This window comes from Flavobacterium araucananum (assembly GCF_002222055.1).
Lineage (GTDB): Bacteria > Bacteroidota > Bacteroidia > Flavobacteriales > Flavobacteriaceae > Flavobacterium > Flavobacterium araucananum.
This window is the reverse complement of sequence record NZ_MUGS01000005.1, coordinates 43005-60068: the sequence shown is the minus strand read 5'-3', so window position 1 is coordinate 60068 and position 17064 is coordinate 43005. Positions and strand designations below refer to the sequence as shown.

The 17064-nt window shown below is 34.3% G+C and carries 20 protein-coding genes and 1 tRNA gene; 5 read left to right on the top strand and 16 right to left on the bottom strand.

Annotated features, from left to right (window positions below):
- Positions 1-33: 33 nt before the first annotated feature.
- The 12 genes from B0A64_RS04320 to B0A64_RS04265 all read right to left on the bottom strand — a co-directional run bounded on the left by B0A64_RS04320 (position 34) and on the right by B0A64_RS04265 (position 8746).
- Positions 34-636, bottom strand: coding sequence for a SprT-like domain-containing protein (locus B0A64_RS04320; protein WP_089478326.1), 603 nt, complete (start codon positions 634-636; stop codon positions 34-36).
- A 23-nt stretch (positions 637-659) separates the two neighbouring features.
- Positions 660-1337, bottom strand: coding sequence for an SDR family NAD(P)-dependent oxidoreductase (locus tag B0A64_RS04315; protein ID WP_089478325.1), 678 nt, complete (start codon positions 1335-1337; stop codon positions 660-662).
- Positions 1338-1372: 35 nt separating this feature from the next.
- Positions 1373-2350: a M20/M25/M40 family metallo-hydrolase gene (locus B0A64_RS04310; RefSeq protein ID WP_089478324.1), complete on the bottom strand. Its 978-nt coding sequence runs from the start codon at positions 2348-2350 to the stop codon at positions 1373-1375.
- A gap of 29 nt (positions 2351-2379) precedes the next feature.
- Positions 2380-3036 carry a hypothetical protein gene (locus B0A64_RS04305; protein WP_089478323.1) on the bottom strand — a complete coding sequence of 219 codons (657 nt, stop codon included), beginning with the start codon at positions 3034-3036 and terminating at the stop codon, positions 2380-2382.
- A 2-nt stretch (positions 3037-3038) separates the two neighbouring features.
- Positions 3039-4073: an ATP-grasp domain-containing protein gene (locus tag B0A64_RS04300; protein WP_089478322.1), complete on the bottom strand. Its 1035-nt coding sequence runs from the start codon at positions 4071-4073 to the stop codon at positions 3039-3041.
- Positions 4074-4085: 12 nt separating this feature from the next.
- A complete protein-coding gene (locus B0A64_RS04295) occupies positions 4086-4796 on the bottom strand; it encodes an NRDE family protein (protein ID WP_089478321.1) in 711 nt (236 codons plus the stop codon).
- Positions 4784-5272, bottom strand: coding sequence for a hypothetical protein (locus B0A64_RS04290; protein WP_089478320.1), 489 nt, complete (start codon positions 5270-5272; stop codon positions 4784-4786). The genes B0A64_RS04295 and B0A64_RS04290 overlap by 13 nt, the downstream gene beginning before the upstream one ends.
- 2 nt (positions 5273-5274) lie before the next feature.
- Positions 5275-5661, bottom strand: a complete 387-nt coding sequence (locus B0A64_RS04285) for a DoxX family membrane protein (RefSeq protein ID WP_089478319.1) — start codon at positions 5659-5661, stop codon at positions 5275-5277.
- A gap of 8 nt (positions 5662-5669) precedes the next feature.
- Positions 5670-6128 (bottom strand): YHS domain-containing (seleno)protein, encoded by a 459-nt coding sequence (locus B0A64_RS04280; RefSeq protein ID WP_089478318.1) that lies wholly within the window; start codon positions 6126-6128, stop codon positions 5670-5672.
- A 6-nt stretch (positions 6129-6134) separates the two neighbouring features.
- A complete protein-coding gene (locus B0A64_RS04275; RefSeq protein ID WP_089478317.1) occupies positions 6135-6731 on the bottom strand; it encodes a peroxiredoxin-like family protein in 597 nt (198 codons plus the stop codon).
- Positions 6732-6821: 90 nt separating this feature from the next.
- Entirely contained in the window at positions 6822-7499 is a 678-nt protein-coding gene (locus B0A64_RS04270; RefSeq protein WP_089478316.1) for a Crp/Fnr family transcriptional regulator, read from the bottom strand.
- A gap of 104 nt (positions 7500-7603) precedes the next feature.
- On the bottom strand, positions 7604-8746 hold the full coding sequence (locus tag B0A64_RS04265) for an acyl-CoA dehydrogenase (RefSeq protein ID WP_089478315.1): 1143 nt from the start codon (positions 8744-8746) through the stop codon (positions 7604-7606).
- Positions 8747-9232: 486 nt separating this feature from the next.
- Here B0A64_RS04265 and B0A64_RS04260 point away from each other — a divergent pair, with 486 nt between their 5' ends.
- The 3 genes from B0A64_RS04260 (at position 9233) to B0A64_RS04245 (ending at position 12534) form a co-directional block, all read left to right on the top strand.
- Entirely contained in the window at positions 9233-9808 is a 576-nt protein-coding gene (locus B0A64_RS04260) for a chalcone isomerase family protein (protein WP_089478314.1), read from the top strand.
- 142 nt (positions 9809-9950) lie between these two features.
- Complete coding sequence (locus tag B0A64_RS04255) at positions 9951-11177, top strand: Glu/Leu/Phe/Val dehydrogenase dimerization domain-containing protein (RefSeq protein ID WP_089478313.1); 1227 nt, start codon at positions 9951-9953, stop codon at positions 11175-11177.
- 454 nt (positions 11178-11631) lie between these two features.
- Positions 11632-12534 (top strand): hypothetical protein, encoded by a 903-nt coding sequence (locus tag B0A64_RS04245; protein ID WP_089478311.1) that lies wholly within the window; start codon positions 11632-11634, stop codon positions 12532-12534.
- Positions 12535-12622: 88 nt separating this feature from the next.
- On the opposite strand, the gene B0A64_RS04240 is transcribed toward B0A64_RS04245, so the two are convergent.
- Entirely contained in the window at positions 12623-13018 is a 396-nt protein-coding gene (locus tag B0A64_RS04240; RefSeq protein ID WP_089478310.1) for an ExbD/TolR family protein, read from the bottom strand.
- 3 nt (positions 13019-13021) lie between these two features.
- Positions 13022-13717 carry a MotA/TolQ/ExbB proton channel family protein gene (locus B0A64_RS04235; protein WP_089478309.1) on the bottom strand — a complete coding sequence of 232 codons (696 nt, stop codon included), beginning with the start codon at positions 13715-13717 and terminating at the stop codon, positions 13022-13024.
- 131 nt (positions 13718-13848) lie between these two features.
- Here B0A64_RS04235 and B0A64_RS04230 point away from each other — a divergent pair, with 131 nt between their 5' ends.
- Together B0A64_RS04230 and B0A64_RS04225 are read left to right on the top strand one after the other, a co-directional pair.
- Positions 13849-15075 (top strand): bifunctional folylpolyglutamate synthase/dihydrofolate synthase, encoded by a 1227-nt coding sequence (locus B0A64_RS04230; protein WP_089478308.1) that lies wholly within the window; start codon positions 13849-13851, stop codon positions 15073-15075.
- A gap of 178 nt (positions 15076-15253) precedes the next feature.
- Positions 15254-15328, top strand: a tRNA-Val gene (locus B0A64_RS04225).
- On the opposite strand, the gene B0A64_RS04220 is transcribed toward B0A64_RS04225, so the two are convergent.
- Entirely contained in the window at positions 15319-16842 is a 1524-nt protein-coding gene (locus B0A64_RS04220; RefSeq protein WP_089478307.1) for a recombinase family protein, read from the bottom strand. The two genes, B0A64_RS04225 and B0A64_RS04220, sit on opposite strands and share 10 nt — an antisense overlap.
- Positions 16826-16981, bottom strand: coding sequence for a hypothetical protein (locus B0A64_RS25080; protein WP_165769760.1), 156 nt, complete (start codon positions 16979-16981; stop codon positions 16826-16828). Before B0A64_RS25080 ends, B0A64_RS04220 begins: the two co-directional genes overlap by 17 nt.
- Positions 16982-17064 lie beyond the last annotated feature (83 nt).

Here is a 17064-nt window from a genome sequence, read left to right as displayed (position 1 = left end):
TTTCATTTATGGCTGTTTTTAAAAACCCTTACTTTAATTTGAATTTATTAGCTCAACTTCGGCATTTGGATTAAACAGATATGTTTTTCCGGAGCTTATTTCGATACACTCAAAGCGTTTGGTTCTAACGGCTAATTTCTTGAATATTTTACCATTTTTGATTCGGAACACACTTCCGTATGGAATTTCGAAAACATAGTTTTTATCATTTCCTGCATCAAATTGTTTCAAAGCCAGAGACAAAGTCGTATCTGTATCGCTACTGGCAGATGGATTCTTAAAATGCCTCGCTAATAAGGGTAATAATTGTCCCGGAAAAATCTCCGGACGAATAAAAGGAATCATCATACGCTGAAACGTATGTTTCCATTCATTTCCGTGAGGTTTTATATTGCGTCCAAACTTTTCAAAGGCTACCAAATGCGAAATTTCATGAATCAGTGTTATCAAAAAACGATACTTGTTTAAACTGGCATTTACCGTGATTTCATGTTTACCACTTGGCCCTCTCCTGTAATCGCCATGACGCGTCTGGCGTTCATTTACGATTTTAAGATGAACCTGATTAGCGACAATCAAATCAAAGACTGGCTTAACAGCATGTTCCGGTATGTATCGTGCTAGTGTTTCGTTCACAATAATTATGAGTTATGAATTACTTACGGATTTGTCGAAGAAACTTCTAAAACCTTTCCGTTAAAATATTTATTACCATTAAGTGTAAAATCATAAATATATGTTGCCATTCCTTCTGCAGAAATTGGCGCCTGATAACCCGGGAAAGCTTCGTTTAGCATTTCTGTCTGAACAGAACCTAAAGCCAGAACATTAAACGAGATTCCTTGTTCTTTATATTCTTCTGCCAATAATTCTGTTAAGGTAATTACAGCACCTTTGCTTGAACTATAAGCTGCTAATCCAGCAAATTTAAGACTACCTCTTACCCCGCCAATAGAACTTATCGTAACTACATGACTACCTTTTTGAAGATAGGGCAAAGCAACTCTGGTAAGATTTGCCACAGCAAAAACATTTACTTTATAGATGTTTTCAAAATCAGCCTGAGTAGTTTCTGCAAAAGGTTTTAATAGCAAAGCTCCTGCATTATGAACTACTGCATCTACTTTTTTCCAGCTCGAAGAAAGAAATTTTTCTACCTGAACCAAAGTTGTCTCATCTGCCAGATCAATTGAAAGACAAGTAATATTTTGATGTTCTAAAAGTGCCTGAGGTATTTTTCTCGAAATGGCTAAAACCTGATAACCAGCATTCGCAAACTGTAATGCTAATTCGTAACCAATTCCTCGACTGGTTCCGGTAACAATAATATTTTTCATAAAGCAAAAATAAGCAAATCCTCTAAAATGATCCGTTATTTATTCATCGTAATTTCTTCTGTTGGCGTAGTGGCAATTTTTGTCACGGCAGGCAAAAATTCCTGAATAAAAGAAGTGATATGCACTAAATCCATCACCTTAAATTCATCTGACACATGATGATAAAAATCAAAATTTTCAAAATCAAAAGTGCTTACCGATTGACATGGCTTTCCAAAAGCTTCAAAAAACGAATAATTATCTGATCTGTAAAACAATTTATACTCTGCTTCTTTGGGCAAAAAACCAATTGTTTTTTTGCCAGTATATTCATTTATTTTTTCAGCCATATTCGATTTATCAAAACCTGTTATATAAGCCAGGTAATCTCGTTTCATAGGCACACCGATCATCTCGATATTTAATTGTGCATATAAATTAAAATTTTGCTTTTTTAGTTTCTGCACTAAACTTTTAGATCCCAGTAATCCTTTTTCTTCACCTGCAAAAAACACAAACAAAATGCTTCGTTTGTTCGATTTTGTCTCGCTAAAATATTTTGCTATTTCTGCAACAGCCGTAACTCCGGATGCATCATCATTTGCTCCATTATTAATTACGTCTGCCTGTTTCTTTTTCTCCAGACCAATATGATCATAATGTGCGCTTAAAACAACAAACTCTTTCTTTAAAACAGGATCTGTTCCTTCCAGAACACCAACTATATTATAAGCAGGAGATTTAAAATTAGTAAGTGTATCACGATACGAAGTAAAATAAGGCTTTACATTATTTTTTTTGAAGAAATCTTCTAAAAAAACAGCTGCTTTTTCTATACCCTTTGTTCCGGTTTCCCGACCTTCTAGCGCATCTGAAGAAAGATACTGGAGAAAATCCGATACATCATTTTGTGCTACTTTATAGGTAATCCCGATAGGTTTTGAGTTTTCCTTTGCTGCTTTTTCGTTAACTGCAGATGGATTTGATTTGCAACCCAGAAAAACAAATGGAAGAAGAAAGTAAAGTTTTTTCATAAATGAAAATTGGAGTTAACTTTAGGTTTTTAAACTTCTAAAGCTGTGGTTTTAAAATATTTTTTATACACTTTAACAACCTGAATACTTCCTAAAACAATAAAGAACAACGGAATAAAAACAGGCATTATGTACTTTGAAAACTGATTTGTTTTTTCGAAAAGACGCTGTAAAATTACAATCAGACTTAACATTCCTAAAAAAATCCCCATCAAAGTTCCTGCAATATAATAATATTTTAACTTTTTTTCTATTGTAATATACTTTCCGTTAAGTAAATATAAATTCCAACTGGTCCAGAAAGGGACCTGCAAGAAATTGAAACCGTTTAAAATCACACCAATCACGAATGGCGAATACATTAAATACTCTTGTAAATCATTATTTGAATTTGCTTTTTGATTAAACCTGAAATAAAAAACAAACGCCAGAATAAACATAAATGCGATGGCAAAAAAATCAATGATCTTCATCAACTTCCTATTGTTTACGAGCCTTTTGGCAAAAAGCAATGTAAAATAAATTACAAAAGTCTCCACAAAAACAACTCCAAACAAAAAGAAAACCAGGTTATGGAATCCTGATTTTGAATAAATTTCTAATCCCGCCAGATTTAAATATCCCAACGGAATAGAACCAAGGAAACTGACCAGAAATCCTACTGAGATATTTTTAAGTTGTTTCATCTTTAAAAATTTACAATCTTATTATTTTGCGCCAAATGCAATTTGTATTCACGAATTCCAACTTTATATTCTAAATACGGAACTCCCATTTTATGATTTTCTACACTTATTTCATACATATAGGTTATGTGTCTCGCAAGCTCTTTCCAGGCAAACCAAACAGAGTGTTTAGGATCATAAATATGTGTGGGTTCACTTGCGGCACCATTAAGCTCTACTATCTGAAAATTTTCTCCGCGCTCTAATTCCTCAAGAGTATTGTACATGATATCAAAGCGTCCAAAATAAAATTCCGGAATTTGAGTTGCAATTTCGTTAATCATTGCTGTTAGTTTTTTGGTAATCAAATCGCTTCCGTCAAGAAATTTTGCACCTCGGGCATGGTTCCCAAACGGAACTAAATTGATTCTTTCGCCCTTGTGCAAAATGCGCTGCAATTGATCTCCATATTCTTCTTTTAAGGCTTCGAGCTGAAACTGAAATCTGGGTGTTTTATTAATTAAGTTCTCTATTGTCGAAATTCCGTCGCCGGTAACGATTAAAAACTCTTTTGAAACAATTCCGGTAATCTTTCCGTCTTTTTGAAGCGGATGACGGACATAAAAAATACCTACTTCGTTTTTGAACGGAATTAAATCTTGTATCAAAAAATCAAACGTTGCTTTGCTGGCGTATTCACTTAATTCGCTAACGGTTTTGATTTTTTTTACACCAGAACCTCTCAAACCAATATCAGGCTTGGCTATTAAAGGAAAATAAATACTGTTTTCGACAATCAAATTCACTATCTTTTTTAAATCTGTATTTTCTTTTATTAAAATAGTTTTGGGATAATATTTTTTAGGCAGCAAATCATAAATCTGCTTTTTGCTTTCCATCAAAAAACCTCCATTTTTAATTTTTGGATTTGAGGCATTAAAGAAAAAAACAGATCGTGCTTTGAAAGCATAATACGCCCAAAGAAAATAAATAGGAACATATAAAACCTGAAACGGCCAATATTCCCAATTCGTGATTTTATGAAAAAATAGTTTCATCGTTATTTTTTTTTAAATACTTATAAATGAGGTCGAAAAATCCTGTGCATTCACTAAATCATAATATCGCATAACCCTCTTATTTTGTTCGATTATTGCTTGTGTAACACTTAGTGTTTTTATGGTATTTTCTCTATTGATAATCAAGCCATTCTCCGAATCATCCCGATGTGTAAAGCGATGAAAGTCGAACATTTCAGGCGCCGAAACTTCTGTTTTGTTTCTTAAAAAATTACTGAACCACGACGCTCTTTTTTTTCTAACCTCATCCGGATATAAGGTAACTGATGACCAGATGTAGTTTTGCAATTCGTTTAATTGTGTTGTTCTTTTTACAAAACCATCCCAGATCAATTCGTACAAAGCACCTTTCTGGTACAAAACCAAGGTAAAGGGCTCGATATCTTCCAGATTAATTTGTTCCCAAAAATCCTTTGGCGAATTATCCGAAATAAGATCCAAAGCAATTAACCCGCGGCTTTTTCGATAGGGAAATATAACATCATGCTTTACAATTGCACCATTGAGGAGCACCAACACGGTTCCGTACTCATCGACTGCAAACCAGGTCCCTCCCGCTTTTGGATCTTTGGGGTACATAATATTCTTGCCATTATGGTAATAATTTCTAGGCAAAACAGCGGCCGGCCGAATTACTTTTTCATCTCTATTTGAAGTTATAATTACAACTCCGTTTGTATTGATATAACTTACTGTACACATTGTTTTCTATATTCTATGGTCGAACGCGCTACGCCAAAATTTTCATTGATCAAAATATTTTCAAATTGCATCACCGCAACTTTTATTAAAGCCTGATGGTGTATACAATGTTCCAGATTATAAAGTAATTCTCTGTAATAACTACTCTGAATCCTGATGGCAAGCCCATCGATAACCTGCTCTAAATAGAGGGTTTTGTTTTCGCTTTTCAAACCCGTTTTTATTTCGATAATGCATTGTTTCGCAAATTCAGTTTCAGTTTGAATCTGGAAATTTCTTTCCCGGTTATCATAATTCAAAATACCTGAATCATAACCGTTATCAAGACATTGAAACATCTCGATTATATGTCGTGTGTGTTCACCAATTGTTGCGTTGCTTAAAGCCTCGCAAGATTTAGAATATTCTTTATCAGACAATTGATCTAATAGATAAATTAATTCATCTAAACTATGACGTAATGATTTTAGTAACATGGCTATTTAAAATTTAGAAGATTAAACAATTTGTTTTTATTAAAGTAAAGTAATCCTAAGCAACATAATAAAGTAATAACGGCCAATAGAAACAGAAATCCTCCGTCATTTTCGACCTCTATTCCTAAGACCAATAAATGTGACAAAATTGCTCCGCCCATTATTGCAGATCCGCCTAAAGCACCAATCCAGGTGGTTTTTGGAATCAGAATTAAAATTGCCACAATCAACTCTGCGATTCCGGAACCAATTCTTCCGTAAGGTTCTATTCCCAGCTTCGAAAAAATATAAATACTTTCTGCCGCTCCACTGAATTTAAAAAACAGGGTTTGCAATAAAATTACCGAAACAACTATTCTGAAAATCCATATTATAATTTCCTTTTTCATGGCTAAGGTTATTTATATGTTTTTTTCCAGTTACTATCAGCTTTAGACTTCAGGTTGGCTTCCTCTTTATTCCAACTTTTAAGTGTATTATTAAAGTAAGCATTGTAAAATAGATAAAGTTTATTATCGATAATCTTAAACGTTTCCGGATTTATTTCGACTTTTTCACCAGTGCTTCCCATTGCATAAGCGCACCATCCTCCGTATTGAGGTTCATATTTTGAAGGATTCTTTAAGAACGCCTCTTTATTTTCGTTTGACGAGAATTTGTAAACCACACCTTGATACGATGCTGATACTTCTTTTTTCCCCTTTATTGCTTTTCCCTGGCTAAAATACCCAACCGGGTCATAACCCTGAATTGCAACTTTATTTTCTAAATTATATTGATCGATTCGTTTGGTCTCGTTTTGGGCAAATGAAATTCCTGAAATCAAAATCAATACAAATAATACTAGCTTTTTCATTTTATTTTATTTGAAAGTTTTTAATACAGAAACAAGTAATTCGGTCGTTATGCGATGCTTAAAATCAGGAGAAATGTATTCGAATAAAATATCACCTTCGGGGTTTACAACAAAAACAGACGGAACTGGTAACAAACTCATATTGACTCCATTAGAATGTACGTTAATTACTGATTTATAGTTTTCAGGAGCCGTAAAAGCGATACCAACAGCTTTAATAAATTCTCCGTTGGAGTCAGAAAGTAAGGTGTATTTTATCTGATCTTTTTCTGCTGTAATTTTCAAATTTTCGGGAGCATCAGGGCTTACGGCAATAATTTGGTATCCTAGGTCAAGAATTTCTTTTTCGGCATCAGCCAAAGCCTGCAAATGCATATTGCAATAGGGGCACCAACCGCCTCGATAAAAAACTAAAATTGTCTTTTTCTTTTTAAGTAAATCAGAAATTTTGACAACTGTGTTTTCAGCTGTTTTTAAAGTAATGTCAGGGATTTTCTCTCCTATTAATAAAGGAGCAATATCTGTCGCAGATTTTGGAATCGCGTTTTGTGCGTTAGTAACCGTAGTGAGGATTACTAAAAAAATAGGAATTAATTTTTTCATAGCTTTTGGTGTTACATCTTTTTGATGATGTAAAATTACTTTGCTATGAAAAAAGAAAATGTCGGCTAATTTACACTTCGCCTAAAATAATTATATTTTAGTAATATCGGGAATGATAATTTCCTTTCTATTGTAAGCCAAAAGATTATTCGTTTCCATTTCGTTCAATAATTGTGTAGCTGTTTGCCTTGAAGTACAAATAATTTGGGCAATATCATTTTGGGTCAAATAGTTTTCTATGGTAACTACATTTCCATTTCGAACCCCTTCTTGTTCTGCCCAGTCTTTTAGAAACTGATGCAATCTGGTTTTAGCATCTTTAGAAATTAAATTGGCATAACTATTTTTGATACGCTTCATTTTTAAGCCCACAAACTTGGTATACGAAAGTGCCAATGTTGGATTTTTAAGCAATAAATCTTCAAAATCAGACATTAGAAAACTACAAATCGCGACATCGTCTGAGAGGACTTTAGCATATTCCTCATTCTTATTATCTGCTTCTAAAGTTAATTCGCCAAATAAATCTCCTTTCTGAATGATATCTTTTATGGTTTCATTACCATCATCATCAATAGCGACAATTTTGATGTTTCCTTTTTTCAGCAAAAAGATTCGAGGGACATCTGAGGTCGAAAAATAAATGATTTCTCCTTTTGAAGCTTTTTTAAAACCTGTAATAATACACAATTGCTTGATTTGAGAATAGCTCAAAGTCCGGAACAATTTATGATCTCGCAAGTACCAGTATTTTAAATCTTCGTACATATCTAACTTTCTTTATGTAAATGTAACAATTTTAAAAAGCAAACAAAAAACCCTTTGAGACACAAAGGCCTCAAAGGGTTTTATTTGTTTATTCTATAAGAAAATTATCCTGCAATTACAGCTCTTGAAATTACGATTTTCTGAATTTCAGAAGTTCCTTCGTAAATCTGAGTAATTTTTGCATCACGCATGAAACGCTCTACATGGTACTCTTTTACATAACCATTTCCTCCGTGAATCTGAACCGCTTCTACAGCTGTGTCCATTGCCACTTGCGAAGCAAATAATTTTGCCATTGCACCACTTACATCATAATTTTTATGCTGGTCTTTATCCCAAGCTGCTTTCATACACAAATGACGCGCTGCTTCGATATTTACCGCCATATCTGCCAATTTGAAAGCAATTGCCTGATGATTGCAAATTTCTGTTCCAAAAGCTTTACGCTCTTTAGAATATTTTAAAGCTAACTCATAAGCTCCGGAAGCTATTCCTAAAGCCTGAGATGCAATCCCGATACGTCCTCCGGCAAGGGTTTTCATTGCAAATTTAAATCCAAAACCATCTTCACCAATTCTGTTTTCTTTTGGAACTTTTACATCACTAAACATTAAAGAATGCGTATCTGAACCACGAATTCCCATTTTTTGTTCTTTTGGACCAATAGAAAAGCCCGGCATATCTTTGGTCATAATCAAAGCATTAATTCCTTTATGCTTTAATTCCGGATGTGTTTGAGCAATTACCAAATAAACAGATGCTGTATTTCCGTTTGTAATCCAGTTTTTTGTTCCGTTTACAATATAATGATCTCCCATATCAACCGCAGTTGTTTTTTGAGAAGTTGCATCACTTCCGGCTTCCGGCTCGCTTAAGCAAAATGCTCCGTGAATTTCGCCAGACGCTAAACCCGGTAAATATTTTTGTTTTTGCTCTTCGGTTCCAAATTCCTGTAAACCCCAACAAACTAATGAGTTGTTTACAGACATAACTACAGATGCAGATGCATCAACCTTAGAAATCTCTTCCATAGCAATTACATACGAAATCGCATCCAAACCACTACCTCCGTATTTAGGATCAACCATCATACCCATGAAGCCCAATTGCCCCATTTTTTTTACTTGCTCTGTTGGAAAAATTTGTTTTTCGTCACGCTCAATAACACCTGGCAACAATTCGTTCTGAGCAAAATCTCTTGCAGCTTGTTGAATCATTAAATGTTCTTCGGTAAGATTGAAATCCATAGTTATATTGTTTAATTGTTTTCTTCTAAACCAAATTTTAAAATATTTTGTTTAGCCGACGGTTATTTTTGTTTTTTGAATTGTTTTTTTCCTTGAAAAAGGCTTCCAAAGATAATTTTTAAATGTCAAATTAACAATGCATGCATATAAATTTGATAGATCAGCAATAATTACGATATCGTTTTCGTAATAATCGTGTAATTTAGCAATACTGCCACAAAATTTGCAATGTTTTCTTTAAAATTTAAGAATATAAAAACACATAAAAATAGCATAAAACTTAAAGTCAGCCTTAATTTTTAATCTTAAAAAGGTTAAACAAATCTTAAAACAGGTAAAACTACGTAAAACTAGTCTTACTAATTTGATTATTAACATCATACGAATCAATGAATCAAAATCAAGAACAAAAAAACATATCAAAAAACGACGTTTAATTGATAAATTAACATTATTTTTGCCTAAAAATTATAAAATTGATAGAACATGAAAAAGATTTTACTACTACTTACACTCCTTTTAAGCATACAATTTTCTACCGTTTCGGCGCAAACCCAATTAGAGGTTAATGGTGTTACAGTTCCCAGAAAAATTGAATTTCAAAATAAAACTTTGCAACTTAACGGAGCTGGCGGAAGATCTAAAATGTGGCTTGAAGTTTATGTGCAGGCATTATATTTATCGCAATTAAGTCAGGATCCTCAATTTATTATTGATAGCGATACTGAAATGGCGATTCGAATCGAAATTACCTCTTCTATGGTTTCTTCAAACAAATTAACGAAAGCGATGAATGCCGGGTTCGAAAAATCTGCCGGAAGCAATCTTGAAGAATTAAGACCAAGAATTGAACAATTTAAAGCACTTTTAAGTGATGCAATTACTGAAAAAGATGTATTTGTTTTAGGATACAATCCACTTGACCAAACTATTAACGTATATAAAAATGAAGTTCTAAAAGGAAAAGTTTCCGGATTTGATTTCAAAAAAGCATTATTCGGAATCTGGCTTTCTGATAAACCAGTTGATGATACTTTAAAAAAACACTTATTAGGGATATAATTCTTAAATTTTAAGAATATTCGAAAGCCGAAAACATATTGTTTTCGGCTTTCTTTTTTTGTTTCATAAAAATTGAGACTAAATACATTATTCGCATTATTCTATTTTATACTTTTACGCAAACTAAACATATCTCAACAAAATGAAAGATTTATTACAGCAATTTGAAAATAAAGCACCTGAAATTGTTTTTAACTGGAAAGATTCTGAAACAGAAGCTGAAGGTTGGACTGTTATTAATTCACTACGTGGAGGAGCTGCCGGTGGAGGAACCAGAATGAGAAAAGGCTTAGACATGAATGAAGTTTTATCATTGGCCAAAACAATGGAGGTTAAATTTTCAGTTTCCGGACCAGCAATTGGAGGCGCTAAATCCGGAATAAATTTTGATCCGAATGATCCTCGTAAAAAAGGTGTTTTGCAACGTTGGTACAAAGCGGTTTCGCCTTTACTAAAAAGTTATTACGGAACTGGTGGAGATTTGAATGTTGATGAAATTCACGAAGTAATTCCAATGACAGAAGAATGTGGTGTTTGGCATCCGCAAGAAGGTGTTTTTAATGGTCATTTTAAACCAACTGAAGCAGATAAAATTAATAGAATAGGACAATTACGTCAAGGTGTTATCAAGGTAATCGAAAACCCTAAATTCTCACCAGATGTAACCAGAAAATATACTGTTGCAGATATGATTACAGGCTATGGCGTTGCTGAGGCTGTCCGACATTTTTATGCAACTTATGGCGGAGACATAAAAGGTAAAAAAGCAATCGTACAAGGTTTTGGAAATGTAGGTTCTGCTGCTGCTTTTTATCTGGCTGAAATGGGTGCAAAAGTTATTGGAATCATTGACCGCGATGGCGGACTAATTAAAGAAGAAGGTTTTTCGTTTGATGAAATCAAAACTTTATTTCTAAACAAAGACGGAAACAAATTGGTTGCTGATAATATGATTCCGTTTGAAGAAATCAACTCTAAAATATGGACTATTGGTGCTGAGATTTTTACTCCTTGTGCTGCATCTAGATTAGTACAACAAACTCAAATTGACAGCCTGATCGCAAACGGATTAGAAGTTATTTCCTGCGGAGCAAATGTTCCTTTTGCTGATGCAGCAATTTTCTTTGGTCCTATTATGGAAGAAGTGGACCGTAAAGTAAGTCTGATTCCGGATTTTATTTCGAACTGCGGAATGGCAAGGGTTTTTGCTTATTTTATGGAGAAAAAAGTTCAAATGACAGATGAGGCTATTTTTAATGACACCTCTGAAATTATAAAAAATGCGATTGTAAAAGCCCATGCTTTAAATCCTTCTAAAACAAACATTAGTGCAACTGCTTTTGAAATTGCATTGAAACAATTAGTATAATTTTATTTATACTTTTATTCTAAACGAGTTAAATTATTTGGCTCGTTTTTTTTATGTTTTTTTGCCACAGATTAAAAGGATTAAAAAGATTTTCAAGCTGTCTAATAAAGTTTTCTCGCAGATTTGGCAGATTGAGCAGATTTATTTTAAAAATTGTGGCTATTACTAATGATAAATGGCAAAGAAAAAATCTGCTTAATCTGCGTGCAAAAAAAGTTAATCCACAGATTTACAGCTTTGCGAATCTTTACGGTAAGATTTTCACGCAGATAACACAGATCTAGAAGGATTTATGCAGATAATTTTAAAATATAAAAGAAAAAATCTGCTCTATCTGCCAAATCTGCGTGCAAAAAACAACTTATTACAAAATAGCTGTAGCTCTTCGTTTCTAAACAATTTTTACTACTTTTAAACGTTTTTATTTAATACTATTACAAAACTCAGAATCAAAATGACTTATACGGATTCTTCAGATAAAAAGAAATCGCTATTAATCTCAACAGCTCTATATGCTGCTTTATTATTGCTTTTATTTTTCATTCGTTTTTGGCCTCCTTATAATCCTGAAAACAACTCGGCACTTGCTTCAGGTGGCGGAGGTGGTGGCGTAACGGTAAATTTTGGAGACAGTGATTTAGGATCAGGGGCCAATTATAAAAGTGAGGTTTTGAATGTAAAAAACGAAACAAAACAAGCACCTGCAAAAGCAACTCCGGAGGAAGCGATCATAACACAAGAAAACGCAACTCCTGCTCAGGAAGATGTAATTATTCCCGTAAAAGAAAAGCCTAAGAAAGCAGTACCTGTTGTAAAACCGGAAACAAAACCTGTTCCTGAAAAACCAAAAGTTTCTAATTCTACAAACGATGCTTTATCAAGTATTTTAAAAGGATCCAACAAAGGTGGTGATGGCGACGATAAAGTTGCAGGAAATAAAGGAAAAGCCGGCGGAAGTTTAGGCTCTAATGGCTATTACGGCAACGGAGGCTCTGGTGGTGGAACGGGCGGAGGAAACGGAACAGGAAATGGTATTGGTACCGGAAGTGGTTACGGTCCCGGAAGCGGCGGTGGCTCTGGAGGAGGATCTGGATATTCGTTAGGAAACAGAAGGGCATTATCTAAACCCGCACCAAAATATACTTGTGATGAAGCCGGAAAGGTAGTAGTTGAAGTTACAGTAGACCAAAACGGAAAAACAATAAGCGCAACGGCTGGAATTAAAGGAACAACCAATACAGCAAGATGTTTATTAGATCAGGCCAAAATTGCTGCCATGAATACCAAATGGGATGCGGACAGCGATGCACCGGCAAAACAAGTAGGGAAGATTATTTATAATTTTAGTTTGGATTAAAACACGAATTTACATCAATAAAAAAATGGGACAATCAACGTTATGCTGATAGTCCCATTTTTTTATTACGGTCACACCCTAATGCTTTTTACTTAGGACTGGTAGCAATAACAAACTTCAAGTTGTTCTTTACTCCTATTTGCAATACATCGACTAAATCCTGTACTTGCAAGTTAAACGGAATTCGAACGACAACGGTTTGTTCTTTGTCTGCTCCTATTTTTGACATTAGACTGGTTTCGAGATTTTCAAATTCAACCGGTTCTTTGTCTATGTAAAATTTTTTATCTTCGGTAACGGACAAACTAATTAACTGTTTGTTGGTTTTTTCATTTGATTTCGCCTTTGGCAAAGTCATTTTAATGACATTAGGATTTGCAAGTGTTGAGATAATAAGGAAAAACAACAGCAAGAAAAACATAATATCACTCAATGATGAAGTCGCCACTTCGGCATGAAATCTTCTTTTTCTCTTAATAGACATACCTTATGATCTTTGAATTATATTAACAAATTCTAATATTTGTTTTTGAATTTTTAAAGCAAAATCATCAATTTTTCCGTTTAATAAATGGTAAGCGCTATAGGCTATAATACCAACAATAAGCCCTGAACCTGAACTAATCATTTTCTCGTATAAACCTCCGGAAATATTCCCGATACTAATATTCTCTGTAACCGAGATGCTATAAAAAATCTTGATTACTCCGGAAATGGTTCCAATAAAACCTAACGTTGGTGCAATACCTGCAATAAGACCAAGATGTCCTAAACGTCTCTCCATTTCACCAATTTCAATATCGGCAGCACGGTCCATGTTTGATTCAATTTCGGCAATAGGCCTTCCAATTACCAAAACCCCTTCTTTTAATATATTTCCGGCAGCAGTATTACTTCTCTCTACAATTGTTCTCGCCAACTCGATATTACCCGCATTTAGCTTATCTCCTACATCCTGCATTAATCTGGCATCTATTCTCGAAGCTTTATGAATATATAAATAACGTTCTATGATAACATAAAAGGTATAGAACAAAAGGATAGCGATGGGAATAAGAAAAAAACCTCCTTTTAAGATAAATCCTAAAACTGAGATCTCTGTATTTGGTGCAATTTTCTCGATAACTACGTTAGATGCGGCATTTGCAATGGTGTCCGTTTGTAATTGAATAAAACTAAACATATATTAATTCTGGTTTTTAATAATTAATTCTAAAAAATATTTGAAATTTGCAATAAAGATAATTTTCGCTGTAATATAAAACTAAAAAAAACGAAAATTATTTCAATCGACAACACTTTTATCCAAAATACATGAACTATCAGGAAACTACAAATTGGATGTTTAATCAACTCCCAATGTATCAACTTCAAGGCGCCTCGGCTTACAAGGAAGATTTGACCAATATTAAACTATTGGCAGCCCATCTTGATAATCCACAAAATGAGTTAAAATGCATTCATGTTGCAGGAACAAACGGCAAAGGATCAACCTCGCACATGTTAGCTTCGGTTTTGCAGGAAGCAGGATATAAAGTTGGATTGTATACTTCGCCGCATTTAAAAGATTTCAGGGAAAGAATCAAAATAAATGGAGCCGAAATTTCAGAAGATTTTGTTTGCGAATTTGTCGCCAGACATAAAGACTTTTTTGAAGCCAACGATATGAGTTTCTTCGAAATGTCTGTAGGTTTGGCGTTTGATTATTTTGCTGCCCAAAAAACAGATATTGCCATTATCGAAGTTGGCCTTGGCGGAAGACTTGACGCTACCAATATTATCACGCCATTAGTTGCTGTTATTACCAACATCGATTTAGATCATACTCAGTTTTTAGGAAATACTCCCGCATTAATAGCAGGTGAAAAAGCCGGAATTATCAAACCTGATGTTCCCGTTGTTATTGGAGAATACACAACAGAAACGCAACCTGTATTTTTGGCTAAAGCCGAAGAAAACAAAGCGCCAATCTATTTTGCTTCGGATTTAGTTTCAGATGTTTTTGCTTCGGATTTAATTGGAGACTATCAATTTCATAATAAAAAGACTGTTCAACAAACTATTGCTGTTTTAAATGCTCAAAATGAGTTTAAAGTTTCTGATGAAAACTTAAAAAACGGTTTGTTAAATGTCGTAAAAAATACCGGCTTGCAAGGAAGATGGCAACAATTGGGTGAAAACCCAAAAATTATTTGCGACACGGCGCATAACAAACACGGATTGGCTGTTGTGATGAATCAAATCCAGAAAGAAACTTTTGAAAACTTACATATTGTTCTTGGCGTTGTAAATGACAAAGACCTGGATTCTATTTTACCTCTATTTCCTAAAATTGCACACTATTATTTTTGCCGACCCGATTCGCCAAGAGGTTTACCTACCGAAATTTTGAAAGAAACTGCTAAAAAATATGATTTATCAGGAGAGAAATATGAATCTGTAGACGAAGCTTTCTCTGCTGCAAAGCAAAATGCGGCTAAAAACGATTTTATTTACGTTGGCGGAAGCACTTTTGTTGTTGCCGAATTGCCATTAAACTAGTAGAACTTGAAATTATTCGAGAAAGACTAAAAAAACTTCCGTTATAATAAATTCAATTACAACGAGATAGAAAAAACTTTAAAAAAACTTTAAATTTTTAACGTATTTTCTTTGCAGAACTAAAAAAGTGGCTTATATTTGCACTCGCAATCACAAACGATAGCAACCTAGTAAAATAGGGCGATTAGCTCAGCTGGTTCAGAGCACCTCGTTTACACCGAGGGGGTCGGGGGTTCGAACCCCTCATCGCCCACTGTGAGGGATAACAGAAATGTTATCCCTCTTTTTTTGATATATAAGATATCCCTTTTCCTCCATTTTACTGGCATTATGAGAAAATATCTCCATCATTGTAGGTGTTCGATATATACCGCCTTGGTAGTACAAGTTGCCATCGAACACCATGTTTACAAACTGATGTTTTTGCAAAACATCTAATTTTGTATATACATGCCTGATATCCCCCATTAAATCCAAGTTATTATCTAGAACCTCAAAAGCTTTACCGTGATTTGTACTGAATCTTTCGATTGATGCAGTAAGTGTTAGAATATGATCACTATAGGTAGAATACCATCTTTCATAGGTGTCTTTATTTATTTCATCTTTAAACCATTTTTCTTCTACCTTATTTAATCTGTGTTGCACTTCGTCAAGTTCATGCTTTTTTTCTGTTACTTTTTTCTTGTTTGCTTTTACTTCCTGTTCAATTGAAGCATAAGATCCAGCCCTTATTTCCTTAATTTTCCTTTCAGGAACACTCATGAGGTTGCAGGCATTTAAAAACTGCTCATGTGCTTTTACAGCACTTATGTTGTTATGCTTCGAATGCTTACATTTATAATAGTAAAAATATTTTCCAGATTTACCACGAGAAGGTGCGCCTGTCAGAGGAGTTCCGCAGTGGCATTTTACAACGCCTCTCAGAGGTATTTCCTCGTCTACAGTTACTTTTACCTTATCCACCTTTTTCATTTTGGACTGTACCATTGTCCATGTCGTCTTATCAACTATCGGTTCATGAATAGCAGGAAAAAGACCTCCCGGCAGATCCTTGAAAGGTTCAACTCTGACAAGTCCTGCATAAACAGGATTTGCCAGCACTCGGTCAATGGCCATGTTGCCTTTCCTGTCAAATCCTGCTCCGTATGCGATTTCCTTGATTTTATATAACGGCACATCACGCAGGAACATATCATAAATATTTCTTACCACTTTGGCTTCTATTTCATTTACTTCAAGATGTCGCTGTTTTCCTTCTCCAACCTTGCTGTAGCCAAAAGGTTTTTCTCTGGTAAGGAAACGACCTTCCTTAGCACGGGCAGTGTAAAGCCCGCCACGCACTTTTATGCTCCTATTGATATTATCCTCTTCAGCAAGTAACAATTGTAACCCTGCCCTGAAAAAACTTCCAGGCGTATCATAATCAAAAACAATGCCTTCAGTCACGCTGATAATCTGAATACTATATTTTTTTTGGAACTGCTTTACCATATTCATGGCTTCTCCAGCATCCCTGCTGAAACGGTCAAGCTGATCTACAAGTAGATAGTCTACAGATTTATAATGTTTCGCAATAAATGCCTGCAGTTTTATAAAATCCGGACGATCAAAAGTCTTGGCACTTTTCCCTCTGTCGACAAAGGTATCTACCAATTGTATATTATTATACTGCAAATACTGATCAGTATACAATTCCTGTCTTTCAATAGAGCCATTACTTTGCCCCAGCTGGCTAAACCTTAAATATCTAATCGCCCTCTTCATATAATTCTTTTAATGTTAATGACACCATAATTTCAATCATGAAATTTACAAATTTTTGTTCTTTTTCTCTTTCTAAATCTTGATAATTTTTTGATATAATATCATCATTGTCAAACTGTTCACCTTCTAAATTTTCCATATCAAATATTATTAAACTTAATTAAAATACCGCGTTTCTCACAGCACCAAGACGAATTTAAAATACAATAATGCATTTCCTTT

Excerpts from the sequence above, each read along its gene's own strand:
- B0A64_RS04315 (WP_089478325.1), bottom strand. The coding sequence starts at position 1,337 with ATGAAAAATATTATTGTTACCGGAACCAGTCGAGGAATTGGTTACGAA.
- B0A64_RS04310 (WP_089478324.1), bottom strand. The coding sequence starts at position 2,350 with ATGAAAAAACTTTACTTTCTTCTTCCATTTGTTTTTCTGGGTTGCAAA.
- B0A64_RS04305 (WP_089478323.1), bottom strand. The coding sequence starts at position 3,036 with ATGAAACAACTTAAAAATATCTCAGTAGGATTTCTGGTCAGTTTCCTT.
- B0A64_RS04300 (WP_089478322.1), bottom strand. The coding sequence starts at position 4,073 with ATGAAACTATTTTTTCATAAAATCACGAATTGGGAATATTGGCCGTTT.
- B0A64_RS04295 (WP_089478321.1), bottom strand. The coding sequence starts at position 4,796 with ATGTGTACAGTAAGTTATATCAATACAAACGGAGTTGTAATTATAACT.
- B0A64_RS04290 (WP_089478320.1), bottom strand. The coding sequence starts at position 5,272 with ATGTTACTAAAATCATTACGTCATAGTTTAGATGAATTAATTTATCTA.
- B0A64_RS04285 (WP_089478319.1), bottom strand. The coding sequence starts at position 5,661 with ATGAAAAAGGAAATTATAATATGGATTTTCAGAATAGTTGTTTCGGTA.
- B0A64_RS04280 (WP_089478318.1), bottom strand. The coding sequence starts at position 6,128 with ATGAAAAAGCTAGTATTATTTGTATTGATTTTGATTTCAGGAATTTCA.
- B0A64_RS04275 (WP_089478317.1), bottom strand. The coding sequence starts at position 6,731 with ATGAAAAAATTAATTCCTATTTTTTTAGTAATCCTCACTACGGTTACT.
- B0A64_RS04270 (WP_089478316.1), bottom strand. The coding sequence starts at position 7,499 with ATGTACGAAGATTTAAAATACTGGTACTTGCGAGATCATAAATTGTTC.
- B0A64_RS04265 (WP_089478315.1), bottom strand. The coding sequence starts at position 8,746 with ATGGATTTCAATCTTACCGAAGAACATTTAATGATTCAACAAGCTGCA.
- B0A64_RS04260 (WP_089478314.1), top strand. The coding sequence starts at position 9,233 with ATGAAAAAGATTTTACTACTACTTACACTCCTTTTAAGCATACAATTT.
- B0A64_RS04255 (WP_089478313.1), top strand. The coding sequence starts at position 9,951 with ATGAAAGATTTATTACAGCAATTTGAAAATAAAGCACCTGAAATTGTT.
- B0A64_RS04245 (WP_089478311.1), top strand. The coding sequence starts at position 11,632 with ATGACTTATACGGATTCTTCAGATAAAAAGAAATCGCTATTAATCTCA.
- B0A64_RS04240 (WP_089478310.1), bottom strand. The coding sequence starts at position 13,018 with ATGTCTATTAAGAGAAAAAGAAGATTTCATGCCGAAGTGGCGACTTCA.
- B0A64_RS04235 (WP_089478309.1), bottom strand. The coding sequence starts at position 13,717 with ATGTTTAGTTTTATTCAATTACAAACGGACACCATTGCAAATGCCGCA.
- B0A64_RS04230 (WP_089478308.1), top strand. The coding sequence starts at position 13,849 with ATGAACTATCAGGAAACTACAAATTGGATGTTTAATCAACTCCCAATG.
- B0A64_RS04220 (WP_089478307.1), bottom strand. The coding sequence starts at position 16,842 with ATGAAGAGGGCGATTAGATATTTAAGGTTTAGCCAGCTGGGGCAAAGT.
- B0A64_RS25080 (WP_165769760.1), bottom strand. The coding sequence starts at position 16,981 with ATGGAAAATTTAGAAGGTGAACAGTTTGACAATGATGATATTATATCA.